The organism is Streptomyces sp. L2 (genome assembly GCF_004124325.1).
Classification (GTDB): Bacteria; Actinomycetota; Actinomycetes; order Streptomycetales; family Streptomycetaceae; genus Streptomyces.
The window spans coordinates 5,833,799-5,849,919 of sequence record NZ_QBDT01000001.1; the positions used below are offsets into that span (position 1 = coordinate 5,833,799).

A 16,121-nucleotide genomic window follows, 5' to 3' on the forward strand; every position below is an offset into this window, starting at 1 on the left:
TCCTCATCCGGTGATCACCCGGTATTCCCTCATCGATGCGTGTCGAGATGCCGCCGATGCACCCACTTCGGCAGCCCCGGCGCTTCCAGGAAACCCTCGGCCCGCGCCGACGCGAGGCCGATGCGCAGCAGGTCCGCGCTCTTCTCGAAGAGCAGGAACCGGGGTTCCCAGATGGGCCGGTACTTGGCGTTGGCGCGGTACAGCGACTCGATCTGCCACCACCGGGAGAAGAAGCTGAGCAGCGACCGCCAAAGCCTCAGCACCGGGCCGGCACCGAGGCGCGCACCGCGTTCGAAGACCGATCGGAACATGGCGAAGTTGAGCGACACCTGAGTGATCCCGATCTCCCGGGCCCGCCGCAGGAGTTCGATGACCATGAACTCCATCAGCCCGTTGTCGGAGTCCCGGTCCCGCCGCATCAGGTCCAGGGACAGCCCGTGCGGGCCCCACGGCACGAACGACAGCAGCGCGCGCAGCCGGCCCTCGGCGTCCGTGCACTCCAGCATCACGCACCGGCCGTCCTCGGGGTCCCCGAGCCGGCCGAGCGCCATGCTGAAGCCGCGCTCGGTGGCCCCGTCCCGCCAGTCGTCCGCGCGCTCGATCAGATACGCCGTCTCGTCCGCCGGGATGTCCTCGTGGCGCCGGATCCGCACCTGGTAGCCGGCCCGCCGCACCCGGTTGTAGGCCTGCCGGACCGTGCGCATCGCCCGCCCCTCCAGGGTGAACTCGGCGACCTCCACGAGCGCCTCGTCACCGAGTTCCAGTGCGTCCAGGCCGTGCCGCGCGTAGACCGTCCCGGCCTCCTCGCCGGCCCCCATCACCGCCGGGATCCAGCCGTGCGCCCGCGCCTGGGCCAGCCACGGCGCGATGGCCCCGGGCCACGCCTCCGGGTCGCCCAGCGGGTCGCCGGAGGCGAGGCTGACCCCGCCGACGACGCGGTAGGCGACGGCCGCCTTCCCGGTCGGCGACCACACCACGCTCTTCTCGCGGCGCAGCGAGAAGTACCCGAGCGAGTCCCGCTCCCCGTGCCGCTCCAGCAGCTCCCGCAGCCGCTTCTCGTCGTCCTCCGTGAGCGGGTCGACGGCACGGCGGGAGCGGAACGCGGCGTAGAGGACGGCCAGGACGAGGGCCGTGCTGAGGACGTTGATCGTCACGTTGGCCCAGTTCGGCGGGTCGATGCCGGGGAAGCGGGACTCCTCGGCGGCCACCGACACCAGCCGCAGCGTGCCGTAGTGCCAGCGCTCCGGGAACGTCGAACGGGCCGCGTCCGGCGCCTGGTTGGTCACCGTCACCAGCAGGCCGGCCAGCAGCGAGCAGAGCAGCCCGCCGCCGAGGGCGACGGTCGCCGCGAGCCGGGGGTTGGAGCGGTCGCCCTTGGCGTAGAACTCTCCACGGCCGACGACCAGCGCGGCCACGAAGCCGGCCGTCAGCGCCAGGGAGATCCAGTTCTGCGCGTACCGGCGGATCTCCGGGAACGCCATGGCGAACGCGAACAGTGCGAGGAACAGCCCGCTCAGCACGAGGTTCAGGATCCAGGCGGCCCGCTTGCGGCGGCGCATGGTGATCGCCAGGAACGCGGTGAACACACCGGAGGCGAAGCCGGCGGTCAGCAGGTAGGGGGTGAAGAAGTTCTCCTGGTTGTGCCGGCGCACGTCCTGGCCCAGCGACACCCACACCGCGCTCAGGAAGTTGACGAACGCGACGGCACGCAAGTACCAGACGGCGAGGGCGGCGGCCCGGCGAGAGGCCCCACCCCCACCGGCCCGCCCCGGCTCGCCCCGCTGTTCCACCGCAATTCGGGCATCTCCCATAGGGGAGGATCATATGGGCGCCGTACCGGCGAACGGCTCTTTTCGGACCCGCGTAGCCCGCGTTACTCCGCTTCCGCCGCCTTCTCGCCTTCCGGCGCCTCGGCATCGGCCTTCGCCTCGGGCCGCTCCGGCAGCTCCGCGGCCAGTGCCGCCGCGCTGCGCACCAGCGGCAGGGCCAGCAGCGCGCCCACGCCCTCGCCGACCCGCACGCCCTGGGTCAGCAGCGGCTCCAGGGCCATCCGGTCCAGCGCCTTCGCCTGCCCGGGCTCCCCGCTGTCGTGCCCCGCCAGCCACCAGTCCGGCGCCCGGAAGGCGGCCCGCTGCCCGACCAGCGCGCACGCGGCCGCCACCACCCCGTCGAGGATCACGGGCAGCTTCCGCACCGCGCACTGCAGCAGGAACCCGGTCATCGCCGCCAGGTCCGCCCCGCCCACCGTCGCCAGCAACTGCAGCTGGTCACCGAGGACCGGCCGGGCCCGGCGCAGCGCGTCCCGGATCGCCGCGCACTTGCGCATCCAGACCAGGTCGTCGATCGCGAGCCCGCCCCGTCCGGTCACCACCGAGGCGTCGGTCCCGCACAGCGCCGCGACCAGCACCGACGCCGCCGTCGTCCCGCCCACGCTGACATCGCCGAGGACCACGAGATCCGTCCCCGAGTCGGCCTCCTCGTCGGCGACGGCCATACCGGCCCGGAACGCCGCGTCGGCCTCGTCCAGCGTCAGCGCGTCCTCGACGTCGATACGGCCGCTGCCGCGCCGCACCCGGTGCCGTACGACGTCCGCGGGGAACGCGTCCGGCTCGCAGTCCACGGCCATGTCGACGACGCGCACGGGCACGTCCAGGCGCCGGGCCAGCACCGCCACCGGACTGCCGCCCTCCAGCACCGCCCGCACCAGCTCCGCGGCACCGCCCGCGGGACGGGCGGAGACGCCCAGCTCGGCGATGCCGTGGTCGCCGGCGAAGAGCACCACGCGCGGCCGTTCCACCGGCCGTACCGGTACGGCGCCCTGCGCCGCCGACAGCCACTCGCCCAGTTCGTCGAGCCGGCCCAGCGCCCCGGGCGGCACGATCCGGCGCTCCCGGCGGGCCTCGGCGTCACGGCGTACGGCACCGTCGGGGCGCTCGATGAGATCGGAGAAGTCGTCGAGATCAATCCTGCTCATTCGCCGAACAGTACCGGCAGCGAACGAACGCTTTCCGCGTGCCGTCGCCACCACGCCGCCCTGACGTCGTTGCACCCCGGAGGGCTATCCCATACGTTCCGGTTTGCAGCGGAATGTCGTACAGGGAGCCGTCCATGCCACCCTCGCCACTCTCGCCCTCCACCACGGACACCGCGTCGCGCTCCGCCCCCGACCTGTTCCACGAACCGCGTCGCGAGGACTGCCCCTGGTGCGGCGCGCGCACCCTGCGCACCCGGCTGCGCACCACCGACCCGACCGGGCACCTGCCGGGCACGTTCGCCGTCGACGAGTGCCGGGGCTGCGGGCACGTCTTCCAGAACCCGCGGCTCGTCACGGAGGGGCTCGCCCTGCCCCACGGCGACTTCTACGCGGGCCACCTGGAGGACTTCGCGGCCCGCGTGCTGTCCGCCCGCGCGGTACGGCGCCGGCACCGGGCCACCGCCCACAAGCTGTCCGAGCTGCCCGAGCCGGAGAGCTGGCTCGACGTGGGCACCGGGTACGGCCACTTCCCCGAGGCGGCGAGGGAGTTCTTCGGCTACACCTCGTTCGACGGGCTCGATCCCTCGCCGCGCGTCCTGGAGGCCCGCGCGGCCGGGCGGGTGGAGGAGGCGCACGTGGGGCGGCTGGCCGGGCCGGGCATGACGACGCGGTTGCGGGGCCGCTACGACGTGGTGAGCATGTTCCACCACCTCCAGCACATGCCGGACCCGCGCGCGGAACTGCGAGCGGCGCTGGCCGTGCTGCGGCCCGGGGGGCATCTCGTCGTCGAAGTGCCGGATCCCCGCAGCGGGTTCGCCGCGCTGCTCGGCCGGCGGTGGCTGCCGTACGGGCAGCCGCGCCACCTCCATCTGGTGCCGGTGGCCAACCTGTGCGCGGAGTTGGAGTGCCGGGGGTGCAGGGTCCTGGTCGTCGACCGGGCCGCTCCCCACGTCCCCTACGATCTCTCGGCGGCCGTCAGCCTCGCTGTGGCCGGCGCGCCCCTCGCCGTTCGGGCGGCGGCGGCACCCTTCGCCACGGCAGCCTCCGTCCTCGACCTGGCGGTCTCTCCCCTGGCCCGCCACACCCCCCTCTCCAACGCGTACCGGGTCGTGGCCCGCAAGGAGCCCAGACCGACGCCGAAACCACGACCCGGCGCCGCCTGACCGCGCAGTTCCCCGCGCCCCTTGCGGGGCTCTGCCCTGCCTGCGCCGTGTTCGGCCGCGGGCTTGTCGTGCTTGCTTGCGCAGTTCCCCGCGCCCCTTGCGGGGTCCTGCCCTGCCTGCGCCGTGTTCGGCCGCGGGCTTGTCGTGCTTGCTCGCGCCGTTCCCCGCGCCCCTGAAGGGGCGCTGCCCTGCCTGCGCCGTCCCCGCCTGCGGGCGCGCCGTGGCTGGTCGCGCCCGCGCGGCGGAGCCGCATATCGGCACAGCCCCGCGCCCCTAGCTGCGGGCATGCGTGCCTCCCCCAGTGCCTTAAGGGCCTGGGGGGACCCCCAGGGCGGCACGGGTGGGCGGTGGGGGAGGCACCCGGCGAGCGCCGGGGAGTGTGATCTGCCCCCGGCCGGCCGTAGCAAAGGGTGCTGTTCAGCCCCGCAGGACCATCGCCTGGCCGGCCACCACCAGGAGGACCTCCTCGCACTCGGCGGCGAACGACGCGTTCAGGCGGCCCAGTTCGTCGCGGTAGCGGCGCCCGGAGGCCGTCGCCGGGACGATCCCGGACCCGACCTCGTTGGACACGGCCACCACCGTCCGCCGAGCGGACCGCACCGCCGCCGCCAGCTCGGCCACCCGCTCGCGCAGCGCCTTCTCCCCGCCGCCCGCCCACTCCGCGTCGTCCCACGCCCCCACCGCGTCCATCGCGTCCGTCAGCCACAGCGACAGGCAGTCGATCAGCACCGGCGGCCCCTCCTCGGCCAGCAGCGGCACCAGGTCCGTCGTCTCCGCCGTACGCCACGACCCCGGCCGCCGCTCCCGGTGCGCGGCCACCCGCGCCGCCCACTCGCCGTCCCCGCTCCGCGTGCCCCCGGTCGCCACGTACAGCACCTCGGGGAAGGACTCCAGCCGCCGCTCGGCCTCCACCGACTTGCCCGAACGCGCCCCGCCCAGCACCAGGGTCCGGCGCGGCACGTCCGGTACGTCCTCGTACGCGCCCACCACCAGCGTCGTTCCGTCGGGCACCGCGCGCGCCCCCGCCGCCGCGAGCCGTCGCACCGACTCGCCGCCGGACGGCACGTCGTGGTCGAGGTGGACGGCGACGACGTCCGTGGTCGGCCCGACCGAGCCCACCGCCCGCAGCCGGGCCAGCGCGTCCGGCCGCCCCACCACGTCCGCCAGGACCATCTGGTACGTCTCCGCCCGCGACTCCTCCAGTCCCGCGGGAGCGCCGCCCGGCGGCAGGTACAGCAGCCGCTGCCCGTCCGGCCCGGTCACCGCGTACCCGGTGCCGCCCGCGTCCATCGCCACCGCCCGCACCCGATGCCCCGTCAGCAGCGCCAACTCCCGGCCGTCCGGGACCCGGCCGGGCTGTGGCAGCCCGGCCGGCACCTCCACCGCCGGGCCGTCGTGCGGGTGCGACAGCAGCACCTGCCGAACCCCGCCCAGCGAATGACCGGCGCGGGCGGCCGCGAACGCCACGCCCGGCGTCAGGTCGAGCAGCAGCGCCCCGTCCACCAGGACGGCGGTGGCCGCCCGCGCGGCCGGCCCGAGCGCGGTCGCGCAGACGGCACAGGGACAGTCGGGGCGGGGCAGTCCCGCGGGGGCACCGGTGCCGAGCAGAGTCAGTTCCACGCCCCGATTTTCACCCGTCCTCGCAGGTCTTGCGCATCCGGCTAGGCTGGTCGGCAGTTGGATCAAAGGAGGCCCAGATGGCGGCATGGACGTGGCGGTTCGAGAAGGCCGACGGGACGGAGGTCCAGCCCGCGGTGCAGCCCGAGGAGTTCACCACGCAGGGGGACGCCGAGTCCTGGATCGGTGAGCACTGGAAGGAGCTGCGGGACGGCGGCGCGGACCAGGTGCGGCTCTTCGAGGAGACCAGCGAGATCTACGGCCCGATGAGCCTGCACGCCGACGCCGAGGACGCCTCGTAACACGTCCGGGCCTGGGTGAGCGGTGAGCGGCCCTCGCTGCTCACCCGGCGTCAGACCTCACTGCTCACCCAGTGTCACCTCGACGGTCGTCGTGCGGCCGTCGCGCAGGAACGTCACCTTCGTGTGCTGGCCCGGCCTCTCCGAGGCGAGGGCCTCGGAGAGGGACGTGATGGTGGTGATCGTCTGGTCACCCAGCCTGGTGATGATGTCCCCGGCCCGCAACCCCGCCTTGTCGGCCGCCCCGCCCCGCGCGACGCTGACCACCGCGACGCCGGCCGGCTGGTAGTCGCTGTCGACGACCGTCCGCGCCGTGATGTTGAGCGCGGCCCGCCCCGAGTCGACGACCTTGCCCTTCTGGATGATCTGGTCGGCGACCGTCTTCACCATCGACGCCGGGATCGCGAACCCGATGCCCGGCGCCGCGCTGCCGCCCAGCTGGGGATCGGTCGCCGCGAGCGTCGGGATACCGATGACCTGCCCGTCCAGATTGACCAGGGCGCCACCGCTGTTGCCCGGGTTGATGGCCGCCGACGTCTGCACCATGTTCGCGATCGTGGCGCCCGTTCCGCCGCCGCTGCTGCCCTCGCTGACGGTCCGTCCGGTCGCCGAGACGATGCCCTGCGTCACGCTGGACGACAGCCCGAGCGGCGAACCCATCGCCAGCACGATCTGCCCGACCGCGACCTTGTCGGTGTTCCCGAAGGACGCCGCCTTCAGCCCGTCCGGCACCTTGTCCAGCTTGATCACCGCGAGGTCCTGCTCCGGGTAGGAGTACACCAGGGACGCGGTGAGCGTGGTCTCGCTGTTCGCCGTGGTCACCTTGAACTTCTTCTCCGAGCCGACCACGTGCGCGTTGGTGACGATGTGCCCCTTGTCGTCGTACACCACCCCGGAGCCGAGGTCCTGGCTCGCCTGGATCTGCACGACCGACGGCAGGACCTCCTTGATCACTTTCTCGTACTGGCTCTGCAGGTCGCTCGCGTCCAGCGGCGCGGCCGCCGCCCGGGTGGCCGTGACGTCGTCCCGCGACGCGGGCGCGGGACCGGACCGCGAGCAGCCGGAGAGGAGGGCCACGGAGCACAGGAGCGCGGTGATCCAGGCGGCCCTCGGAAGAGCACGGGCAGGGGAAGCGTCCATGCCCCGAGTCTCGCCGCGGGCTGGTCGGACGGCTCTCCGGCTTCACCCGAACGGGGACCGCCGAGGCCCGGTGTCAGCCGCGCACTCCGCAGAGGTGCAGCAGCGCCGCCACCCCGCGGTAGGGGTCGGTGCGGCCGGCCTTCTCCTCGGCCGCGAGCAGCGCCCGCAGCTCATGCTCGCCCGGAACCTCGGTGCCGTCCGCCGCCGTGTCCGTGAAGACCCGCACCCCGTACCAGGCGTGCAGCGGCGCGTTGATCCCGGCTAGCGTCGCGGTGAGCGTGGCCAGCCGGTCGGCGCGGACGTCGAGACCGAGCCGGTTCCGGTACGCCGTCGTGTCGAACGCGGCCAGCGCGCCCGCCCAGTCGCCGGACAGCCCCGGCCGCATGGCCAGCGCGTCCCCGTTGCGGACCAGCAGGGACAGCAGACCGCCCGGCGCCAGCATCCGGGCCAGCCCGGCCACCATCGCGTCGGGCTCCTCGACGTACATCAGGACGCCGTGGCACAGCACCACGTCGAAGGCGCCCGGCAGGAAATGCACGCCGGTGTCCCGCCCGTCGCCCTGCACCAGCCGGACCCGCTCGCGGATGCCCACCGGCTCACCGGCCAGGGCCTCGCGGGCCGCCTCGATCATCGTCGGGTCCTGCTCGACCCCCGTCACCTGGTGCCCGAGCCGGGCCAGCCGCAGCGCCTGCGTGCCCTGCCCCATGCCCACGTCGAGCACCCGCAGCCGCTGCCCGACCGGGAACCGCCCGGCCAGCTGCTCGTCGAGCTGCCGGGCCACCAGCTCCTGCCGTACGACATCGCGCAGACCGCCCAGCCTGCTCAGCCAGGAAGCGGCCGCGCCCCCGGAGAACGCCTCTGTGCTCAGGGCCGCTCTCCGCGCTTGACCTGCGGCTTCGGCAGCCGGAGCCGGCGCATCTGGAGGGAGCGCATCAGGGCGTAGGCGACCGCGCCCCGCCGGTTCGCGTCCGGGAACCGCTCCGCCAGCCGCTTCTTCAGCCGGAAGCCGCTGACCGCCGCGTCCAGCACGATCAGCACGATCACGATCAGCCACAGCAGCAGCGCGATGCTCTGGATCGCCGGCACCCGCACCACGCTCAGCACCAGGATGACCACGGCCAGCGGCAGGAAGAACTCCGCCACGTTGAACCGGGAGTCGACCCAGTCACGGGCGAACCTGCGGACCGGGCCCTTGTCCCGGGCGGGCAGATACCGCTCGTCGCCGCCGGCGAGCGCCTTGCGCTGCCGGTCCATCGCCTGGCGGCGCTCCTCCCGCTGACGCTTCGCGGCGTCCTTGCGGTTCGTCGGAGTGCTGGCGACGCTGCGGCGCTGGGACTGGGCCTCACTGCGCTTGGGGGTCGGCCGGCCCTTCGGGGCCTGGGGGTCACGGGTCTGCTTGGAGTCGGTCAGCCCCGCCTTGGCGGCGGGGGCCTTCTCTTCCTTGGCGCGGCTACGGAACACAAAGACCAAGGGTAAGGGGTGCACCGGCATGGACCACAGCCCGCCGGGGAACGATCCGGCAACACCGGACGTCTGTACAGGGACAGAGGGTGCGTCGCGGACGGTTCACCCGCACGCCGACGGGGGATCACCTACTCCCTGCGCCGGAGCGGAGCGGTCCGCAGTCGTCCTTGGGGATGAGCGCATCCGTCCCCGAACAGTGCGGTAATGGAGTCAGGGCCCGTACTGTGGGTTCTGTCGCAGGATCTGTGAGCTGGAGTCCGTCAGAAGGGGGCGCGCGAAGCCCATGAGCGGTGTCATGAAGCGTATGGGGATGATCTTCCGCGCGAAGGCGAACAAGGCCCTTGACCGGGCCGAGGACCCGCGCGAGACCCTCGATTACTCGTACCAGAAGCAGCTGGAGCTGCTGCAGAAGGTGCGCCGGGGCGTCGCCGACGTGGCGACCTCCCGCAAGCGTCTCGAACTGCAGCTCAACCAGTTGCAGCAGCAGTCCACCAAGTTGGAGGACCAGGGCCGCAAGGCGCTCGCGCTCGGCCGCGAGGACCTGGCCCGCGAGGCGCTGTCCCGGCGCGCGGCGCTCCAGCAGCAGGTGACCGACCTGGAGACGCAGCACTCCACCCTCCAGGGCGAGGAGGAGAAGCTCACCCTCGCGGCCCAGCGGCTCCAGGCCAAGGTGGACGCGTTCCGCACGAAGAAGGAGACCATCAAGGCCACCTACACCGCCGCCCAGGCGCAGACCCGGATCGGCGAGGCGTTCTCCGGCATCTCCGAGGAGATGGGCGACGTCGGGCTGGCGATCCAGCGGGCCGAGGACAAGACGCAGCAGCTGCAGGCGCGGGCCGGCGCCATCGACGAGCTGCTCGCCTCCGGCGCGCTCGACGACCCCTCCGGCATGGCCAAGGACGACATCGCGGCCGAGCTGGACCGGCTCTCCGGTGGTACGGATGTAGAGCTGGAGCTGCAGCGCATGAAGGCGGAGCTGGCCGGCGGTTCGTCCTCGCAGCAGCAGGCGATCGAGGGCGGCACCGGGCAGGGGCAGTCCCAGCAGCAGCCGCAGGACACCCCGCGCTTCGACAAGCAGTAGTCCGGCGCCGGGACGGGAGCCGAGGAGGCCGACGTGATCGTACGGATCATGGGCGAGGGCCAGGTGACGCTGGACGACGCCCACTTCCCCGAGCTGAACAAGCTGGACGACGAGTTGCTGGCGGAGGTCGAGAACGGTGACGGGGAGGGTTTCCGGCGGACGCTGGGCGCCCTCCTGGACGCGGTGCGGCGACTGGGCGAGCCGCTGCCCGACGACTCGCTGGAGCCGTCCGAGCTGATCCTTCCCTCGGCCGACGCGACTCTCTCCGAGGTCCGCGAGCTACTGAGCGACGACGGTCTCATCCCGGGCTGACCCCTGGGCGGCACCTCGACCCTTCGCCCTCCGGGGCGGGGGTGGCTGTCGTACGGCGACTGCCGCCGCGTGGTGGCCGGTCGCGCAGTTCCCCGCGCCCCTTACGGGGCGCTGCCCCTGGCGTCGGCTTCGCAGCCGCCCCAGCCGCGGGCATGCGTGCCGCAAGGGGCGGCACGGGTGGGCGCGGCGGCACCCTGGCAGCGCCGGTAAGCGGACCTACCCCCGGGCGGCTTCGGCGGGCGGTGCCGAAGGAGCGCCCGTGAGTGTGCCCCACCCCGGTCGGCTGTGGCAGCGCACCCGTACATTCGGGGGGTGAGGACAATCGAACGGGCGCGGTGTGGGCTGCGGGCTCACCCCCTCGCGCTGGACGCGGCCATCGCCGCAGGCGTCCTCGTATGCATGGTCGCCGGCTCGTTCGTCGTGCCGGGCGGCGGCGGCCGGGGCATCAGCTGGGGCGTCCGGACGCCCGCGCCCCTCAGCCTCCTCCTCATGCTCCTCGGCGCAGCCGCCCTCGTGTTCCGGCGCCGCGCCCCGAAGGCTGTCCTCGCCGTCACCGGCGCCGTCTCCCTCGCCGAACTGGTCACCGCCGACCCCCGCGCCCCCGTGGCGATGTCCGCCGTCATCGCCCTGTTCACCGTCGCCGCCGCCACCGACCGCACCACCACCGTGCGCGTCGGCCTGCTCACCATGATCGTGCTGACGGGCGCCGCCATGCTCGGCGGCAGCCTGCCCTGGTACGCCCAGGAGAACCTCGGCGTCCTGGCCTGGACCGGTATCGGCGCCACCGCCGGGGACGCCGTACGCAGCCGCCGCGCCGTCGTGCAGGCCATCCGCGAGCGCGCGGAACGCGCCGAACGCACCCGCGAGGAGGAGGCCCGCCGCCGCGTCGCCGAGGAGCGGCTGCGCATCGCCCGTGACCTGCACGACGTCGTCGCCCACCACATCGCCCTCGTCAACGTGCAGGCCGGAGTCGCCGCGCACGTCATGGACAGGCGCCCCGACCAGGCCAAGGAGGCCCTCGCCCACGTCCGCGAGGCCAGCCGCTCCGCACTGAACGAACTACGCGCCACCGTCGGCCTGCTCCGCCAGTCCGGCGACCCCGAGGCCCCCACCGAACCCGCCCCCGGCCTCAGCCGCCTCGACGACCTCGCCGGCACCTTCCGCAGCGCCGGCCTGCCCGTGCAGGTGGCCCGCGCCGACGACGGCACCGCCCTCCCCGCCGCCGTCGACCTGGCGGCCTACCGGATCATCCAGGAAGCCCTGACCAACGCGCAGAAACACGCGGGCCCGAACGCCAGGGCCGAGGTCAGCGTCGTACGCGTCGGACCGAACATCGAGGTCACCGTCCTCGACGACGGACCGGGAGCGGACGGTGAACCCGGCGCGGGCGGCGGGCACGGGCTCCTCGGCATGCGCGAGCGGGTCACCGCGCTGCGCGGCACCCTGACCACCGGCCCCCGCTACGGCGGCGGCTACCGCGTCCATGCGATCCTGCCCGTCGAGACCCGCACGACGGCCCCGGGGGAGACCGCATGACGATCCGTGTCCTGCTCGCCGACGACCAGGCACTGCTGCGCAGCGCGTTCCGCGTGCTCGTCGACTCCGAGCCCGACATGGAGGTCGTGGGGGAGGCCTCCGACGGCGCCGAAGCGGTCCGCCTCGCCCAGGAACAGGGCGCCGACGTCGTCCTGATGGACATCCGGATGCCCGGCACCGACGGCCTCGCCGCCACCCGGCTGATCAGCGCCGACCCCGCCCTCGGCCACGTCCGGGTCGTCATCCTGACCACCTTCGAGGTCGACGACTACGTCATCCAGGCGCTGCGCGCGGGCGCCTCCGGCTTCCTCGGCAAGGGCAGCGAACCCGAGGAACTCCTCAGCGCCATCCGCGTCGCCGCCGGCGGCGAGGCCCTGCTGTCCCCAGCCGCCACCAAGGGCCTGATCGCCCGCTTCCTCGCCCGCGGCGACGACGGCGACGGCGCCGACCCGGCGCGCGCCGAACGCCTCGACGCCCTCACCGGGCGGGAGCGTGAGGTCCTCGTCCAGGTCGCGGGCGGCCACTCCAACGACGAGATCGCCGAACGCCTCGAAGTCAGCCCGCTCACCGTGAAGACCCACGTCAACCGGGCCATGGCCAAGCTGGGCGCCCGGGACCGGGCCCAGCTCGTGGTCATCGCGTACGAGTCCGGGCTGGTCCGTCCGCGGATGGACTGATCTCCACCCGCGTGTACTGCGCGCGGAGTAGGGCGCCGGTAAGGAAATGGACCTGGGGCCTACGGGTGAGGGCCCGGCCATGGCCCAGGGTGGTGGGGTGGGCGCGCACCTGTGCGGCCACCGTCCCGTGTCCCGCCCCGATTCAGCCGATCCCGCCCAACCCGCCGATCCCGTCGCTTCCGCCGACCCCGCCGATCCCGCCGATCCCGTCGCTTCCGCCGACCCCGCCGATCCCGTCGATTCCGCCGCTTCTGCCGCTCACAGGAGAGAGACCCCCAACGCCATGTCCTGGCTGTCCAGGTTCAGCCTCGCCCAACGGGCCCTGATCGGGCTCGTGTCCATCATCGCGCTCGTCTTCGGGGCCATCGCGATACCCCAGATCAAGCAGCAACTGCTGCCCACCATCGACCTCCCGGTCGTGTCCGTCCTCGTGCCGTACCAGGGCGCCTCGCCCGACGTCGTCGAGAAGCAGGTCGTCGAGCCGATCGAGGACAACCTCCAGGCCGTCGACGGCGTCTCCGGCGTCACCTCCACGGCCAGCGAGGGCAACGCCGTGATCATGGCGTCCTTCGACTACGGCAACGACAGCAAGCAGCTCGTCGCCGACGTCCAGCAGGCCGTCAACCGGGCCCGCAACCAGCTCCCGGACGGCGTCGACCCGCAGGTCATCACCGGATCCACCGACGACATCCCCACCGTGGTCCTCGCCGTCACCTCCGACAAGGACCAGCAGGCCCTCGCCGACCAGCTCGACAAGACGGTCGTACCGGCCCTGAAGAACATCGACGGCGTCGGCCGCGTCCAGGTCACCGGCGTACGCGACCTCCAGGTCACCGTCACCCCCGACAACGCCGAGCTCGCGCGGGCCGGACTGAACCCCGCCGCGCTCGGCGAGGCCCTCAAGGCGGGCGGCGCGACCGTCCCGGCCGGCTCCTTCGCCGAGGACGGCAAGAACCGCACCGTCCAGGTCGGCGGCGGCTACACCTCGCTCGAACAGATCCGCGACCTGATGGTCACCGGACAGGACGGCGGGAAGCCCGTACGCCTCGGGTCCGTGGCCACCGTGAAGGAGCAGCCGGCCCCCGCCGACTCCATCACCCGCACCGACGGCCGGCCCAGCCTCGCCGTCAGCGTCACCACCGACCACGACGGCAGCGCGGTCTCCATCTCCAAGGCCGTGAACGACAAGCTCCCCGACCTGCGCAAGGACCTCGGCTCCGGGGCGAAGCTCACCGTCGTCAGCGACCAGGGCCCGGCCGTGTCCAAGTCCATCAAGGGCCTGACCACCGAGGGCGCGCTGGGCCTGCTCTTCGCGGTCCTCGTCATCCTGGTCTTCCTGGCCTCGATCCGCTCCACGCTGGTCACCGCCGTGTCGATCCCGCTGTCGGTGGTCCTCGCGCTGATCGTGCTGTGGATCGGCGACCTGTCGCTCAACGTGCTGACGCTGGGCGCGCTCACCATCGCCATCGGCCGGGTCGTCGACGACTCCATCGTCGTCCTGGAGAACATCAAACGGCACCTCGGCTACGGCGAGGAGCGCCGCGAGGCCATCCTGGGCGCCGTCCGCGAGGTGGCCGGCGCGGTCACCTCCTCCACCCTCACCACGGTCGCCGTGTTCCTGCCGATCGGCCTGGTCGGCGGCATGGTGGGCGCGCTGTTCGGCTCGTTCAGCATCACCGTGACGGCGGCCCTGCTGGCCTCCCTGCTCGTGTCGCTGACGGTCGTGCCCGTACTGTCGTACTGGTTCCTGCGCGCCCCCAAGGGCACCCCCGAGGACGCGGACGAGGCCCGCCGCCGGGCCGAGGAGAAGGAGGCGCGGAGCAGGCTCCAGCGGATCTACGTCCCCGTCCTGCGGTTCGCCACCCGGCGCCGGATCACCAGTGTGCTGATCGCCGTCGTCGTGCTCTTCGGCACGTTCGGCATGTCCGGCCTGCTGAAGACCAACTTCTTCGACCAGGGCGACCAGGAGGTCCTCACCGTCAAGCAGAAGCTGAAGCCCGGCACCAGCCTCGCGGCCACCGACGCGCGGGCCAAGCGGGTGGAGAAGCTGCTGGCCTCGACCAAGGGCGTCAAGGACTACCAGGTCACCGTCGGCTCCTCCGGCTTCATGGCCGCCTTCGGCGGCGGCACCGACACCAACCAGGCGTCGTACCAGGTCATGCTGAAGGACTCGGCGTCCTACGACGACGTGCAGAAGCACATCGAGGACGGGCTGAAGAAGCTCGACGGCATCGGTACGACCACCGTGTCCGCCGGTGACGGCTTCGGCAGCCAGGACCTCAGCGTCCAGGTGAAGGCGTCCGACCCGGCGGCGCTGCGCACGGCCTCCGAGCAGGTCCGCGCCGCCGTCGCCGGACTCGACCACGTCACCGACGTGACCAGTGACCTCGCGCAGAGCGTGCCGCGGATCTCCGTGAAGGCCAACTCGAAGGCCGCCGCGGCCGGCTTCGACGACCAGAAGCTCGGGCTCGCGGTCGCCCAGGCCGTGCGCGGTTCGACGGCCGCGCAGGCCGTCCTCGACGACACCGAGCGCGACGTCGTCGTGAAGTCGGCGAAGCCCGCGACCACGCTGGCCCAGCTGAAGGCGCTGCGTCTCGGGCCGGTGAAGCTGGGGGACATCGCCACGGTGAAGCTGGAGCCCGGCCCGGTGTCGCTGACCCGGATCGACGGCCAGCGGGCGGCCACCATCACGGCCCGGCCGACCGGCGACAACACCGGCGCGGTGAGCACCAAGCTCCAGTCGAAGATCAAGGCGCTGAAGCTGCCGGCGGGCGCCACCGCGCAGATCGGCGGGGTCAGCTCCGACCAGGACGACGCGTTCAAGAACCTGGGCCTGGCGATGCTGGCCGCGATCGCGATCGTGTTCATGCTGCTGGTGGCGACGTTCCGCTCGCTGGCCCAGCCGCTGATCCTGCTGGTCTCCATCCCGTTCGCGGCGACCGGCGCGATCGGCCTGCTGATCGCCACGGGCACCCCGATGGGCGTCCCGGCGATGATCGGCATGCTGATGCTGATCGGCATCGTGGTGACCAACGCGATCGTGCTGATCGACCTGATCAACCAGTACCGGGCGCAGGGCTACGGCGTCGTCGAGGCGGTCGTCGAGGGCGGCCGGCACCGGCTCCGCCCGATCCTGATGACGGCCCTCGCGACGATCTTCGCGCTGCTCCCGATGGCCCTCGGGGTCACCGGCGAGGGCGGCTTCATCGCCCAGCCGCTGGCGGTGGTCGTCATCGGCGGCCTGATCAGCTCCACCCTGCTGACCCTGCTGCTCGTCCCGACGCTCTACGCGATGCTGGAGCTTCGCAAGGAGCGGCGGGCGAAGAAGCGGGCGGCGAAGAGGGACGCCAAGGAGGCGGCCTCCGCCCGGGAACCAGTGGGCGTATAGCTGCGGCTCGCTGTGGCCGGCCTGTCTTTCCCACCCACCGACCCGTTCGGTCGGTGAGTAAGCGGGGGCACGGCCGCCGGCCCGGTAACCGTGAACCGCCCGAAGCCCCGTACCGCGTGACGCCGCGGTACGGGGCTTCGTTCGGGGCCGGCGGGCGGCTGCGGGTCCGCTGTGGCCGGCCTGCCTTGCCCACCCACCCGTTCGGTCGGTGAGTAAGCGGGGGCACGGCCGCCGGCCCGGTAACCGTGAACCGCCCGAAGCCCCGTACCGCGTGACGCCGCGGTACGGGGCTTCGTTCGGGGTCGGCGGGCGGCTGCGGGTCCGCTGTGGCCGGCCTGCCTTGCCCACCCACCCGTTCGGTCGGTGAGCAAGCGGGGCCGGCAGTGGGCCCGGTGGGCGGGTGCGGGCGCTGTGGCCGGCTCGTTCTTCCCGCCCCACCACCCGTCCGGCCGGTGGGGCGGGACCGGAGC

13 protein-coding genes are annotated in these 16,121 nt (G+C 73.2%); 7 read left to right on the forward strand and 6 right to left on the reverse strand.

Translation table 11 applies throughout. The features are described 5' to 3' along the window. Nucleotides 1–29: 29 nt before the first annotated feature. Both DBP14_RS26055 and cobT read right to left on the reverse strand, forming a co-directional pair. Nucleotides 30–1,811 (reverse strand): phosphatidylglycerol lysyltransferase domain-containing protein, encoded by a 1,782-nt coding sequence (locus DBP14_RS26055; protein ID WP_129309537.1) that lies wholly within the window; start codon nucleotides 1,809–1,811, stop codon nucleotides 30–32. A 62-nt stretch (nucleotides 1,812–1,873) separates the two neighbouring features. Continuing rightward, nucleotides 1,874–2,974, reverse strand: a complete 1,101-nt coding sequence (gene cobT, locus DBP14_RS26060) for a nicotinate-nucleotide--dimethylbenzimidazole phosphoribosyltransferase (protein ID WP_129309538.1) — start codon at nucleotides 2,972–2,974, stop codon at nucleotides 1,874–1,876. A 134-nt stretch (nucleotides 2,975–3,108) separates the two neighbouring features. On the opposite strand from cobT, the gene DBP14_RS26065 reads away from it, so the two are divergent. After that, complete coding sequence (locus DBP14_RS26065; RefSeq protein ID WP_129309539.1) at nucleotides 3,109–4,137, forward strand: class I SAM-dependent methyltransferase; 1,029 nt, start codon at nucleotides 3,109–3,111, stop codon at nucleotides 4,135–4,137. 417 nt (nucleotides 4,138–4,554) lie between these two features. Here the strand turns inward: DBP14_RS26065 and DBP14_RS26070 are convergent, their stop codons facing one another. After that, the gene (locus DBP14_RS26070) at nucleotides 4,555–5,757 is read right to left on the reverse strand and encodes a bifunctional adenosylcobinamide kinase/adenosylcobinamide-phosphate guanylyltransferase (RefSeq protein ID WP_129309540.1); all 1,203 of its coding nucleotides are present in this window, start codon (nucleotides 5,755–5,757) and stop codon (nucleotides 4,555–4,557) included. Nucleotides 5,758–5,834: 77 nt separating this feature from the next. Between DBP14_RS26070 and DBP14_RS26075 the strand changes: the two genes are divergently transcribed. Next, the gene (locus tag DBP14_RS26075) at nucleotides 5,835–6,056 is read left to right on the forward strand and encodes a hypothetical protein (protein WP_129309541.1); all 222 of its coding nucleotides are present in this window, start codon (nucleotides 5,835–5,837) and stop codon (nucleotides 6,054–6,056) included. Between the two features lie 57 nt (nucleotides 6,057–6,113). On the opposite strand, the gene DBP14_RS26080 is transcribed toward DBP14_RS26075, so the two are convergent. The 3 genes from DBP14_RS26080 to DBP14_RS26090 all read right to left on the reverse strand — a co-directional run bounded on the left by DBP14_RS26080 (nucleotide 6,114) and on the right by DBP14_RS26090 (nucleotide 8,684). Beyond that, complete coding sequence (locus DBP14_RS26080; protein WP_129309542.1) at nucleotides 6,114–7,193, reverse strand: trypsin-like peptidase domain-containing protein; 1,080 nt, start codon at nucleotides 7,191–7,193, stop codon at nucleotides 6,114–6,116. A 73-nt stretch (nucleotides 7,194–7,266) separates the two neighbouring features. Next, a complete protein-coding gene (locus DBP14_RS26085) occupies nucleotides 7,267–7,974 on the reverse strand; it encodes a class I SAM-dependent methyltransferase (RefSeq protein WP_129309543.1) in 708 nt (235 codons plus the stop codon). Nucleotides 7,975–8,057: 83 nt separating this feature from the next. Continuing rightward, nucleotides 8,058–8,684 (reverse strand): DUF3043 domain-containing protein, encoded by a 627-nt coding sequence (locus DBP14_RS26090; protein WP_129309544.1) that lies wholly within the window; start codon nucleotides 8,682–8,684, stop codon nucleotides 8,058–8,060. Nucleotides 8,685–8,967: 283 nt separating this feature from the next. On the opposite strand from DBP14_RS26090, the gene DBP14_RS26095 reads away from it, so the two are divergent. From DBP14_RS26095 to DBP14_RS26115, 5 genes are all read left to right on the forward strand, one after another. Beyond that, a complete protein-coding gene (locus tag DBP14_RS26095) occupies nucleotides 8,968–9,738 on the forward strand; it encodes a PspA/IM30 family protein (protein WP_241741288.1) in 771 nt (256 codons plus the stop codon). A 33-nt stretch (nucleotides 9,739–9,771) separates the two neighbouring features. Further along, nucleotides 9,772–10,050, forward strand: a complete 279-nt coding sequence (locus DBP14_RS26100; protein ID WP_129309546.1) for a hypothetical protein — start codon at nucleotides 9,772–9,774, stop codon at nucleotides 10,048–10,050. Between the two features lie 312 nt (nucleotides 10,051–10,362). After that, nucleotides 10,363–11,586, forward strand: a complete 1,224-nt coding sequence (locus DBP14_RS26105; RefSeq protein ID WP_206739357.1) for a histidine kinase — start codon at nucleotides 10,363–10,365, stop codon at nucleotides 11,584–11,586. Continuing rightward, entirely contained in the window at nucleotides 11,583–12,263 is a 681-nt protein-coding gene (locus DBP14_RS26110) for a response regulator transcription factor (protein WP_129309547.1), read from the forward strand. Before DBP14_RS26105 ends, DBP14_RS26110 begins: the two co-directional genes overlap by 4 nt. A gap of 283 nt (nucleotides 12,264–12,546) precedes the next feature. Continuing rightward, nucleotides 12,547–15,651 (forward strand): efflux RND transporter permease subunit, encoded by a 3,105-nt coding sequence (locus DBP14_RS26115; protein ID WP_129309548.1) that lies wholly within the window; start codon nucleotides 12,547–12,549, stop codon nucleotides 15,649–15,651. The last annotated feature ends 470 nt before the right edge of the window (nucleotides 15,652–16,121 follow it).

Coding starts and splice junctions, on each gene's coding strand:
- DBP14_RS26055 (WP_129309537.1), bottom strand. CDS start 1,811: ATGGGAGATGCCCGAATTGCGGTGGAACAGCGGGGCGAGCCGGGGCGG.
- cobT (WP_129309538.1), bottom strand. CDS start 2,974: ATGAGCAGGATTGATCTCGACGACTTCTCCGATCTCATCGAGCGCCCC.
- DBP14_RS26065 (WP_129309539.1), top strand. CDS start 3,109: ATGCCACCCTCGCCACTCTCGCCCTCCACCACGGACACCGCGTCGCGC.
- DBP14_RS26075 (WP_129309541.1), top strand. CDS start 5,835: ATGGCGGCATGGACGTGGCGGTTCGAGAAGGCCGACGGGACGGAGGTC.
- DBP14_RS26080 (WP_129309542.1), bottom strand. CDS start 7,193: ATGGACGCTTCCCCTGCCCGTGCTCTTCCGAGGGCCGCCTGGATCACC.
- DBP14_RS26090 (WP_129309544.1), bottom strand. CDS start 8,684: ATGCCGGTGCACCCCTTACCCTTGGTCTTTGTGTTCCGTAGCCGCGCC.
- DBP14_RS26095 (WP_241741288.1), top strand. CDS start 8,968: ATGATCTTCCGCGCGAAGGCGAACAAGGCCCTTGACCGGGCCGAGGAC.
- DBP14_RS26110 (WP_129309547.1), top strand. CDS start 11,583: ATGACGATCCGTGTCCTGCTCGCCGACGACCAGGCACTGCTGCGCAGC.
- DBP14_RS26115 (WP_129309548.1), top strand. CDS start 12,547: ATGTCCTGGCTGTCCAGGTTCAGCCTCGCCCAACGGGCCCTGATCGGG.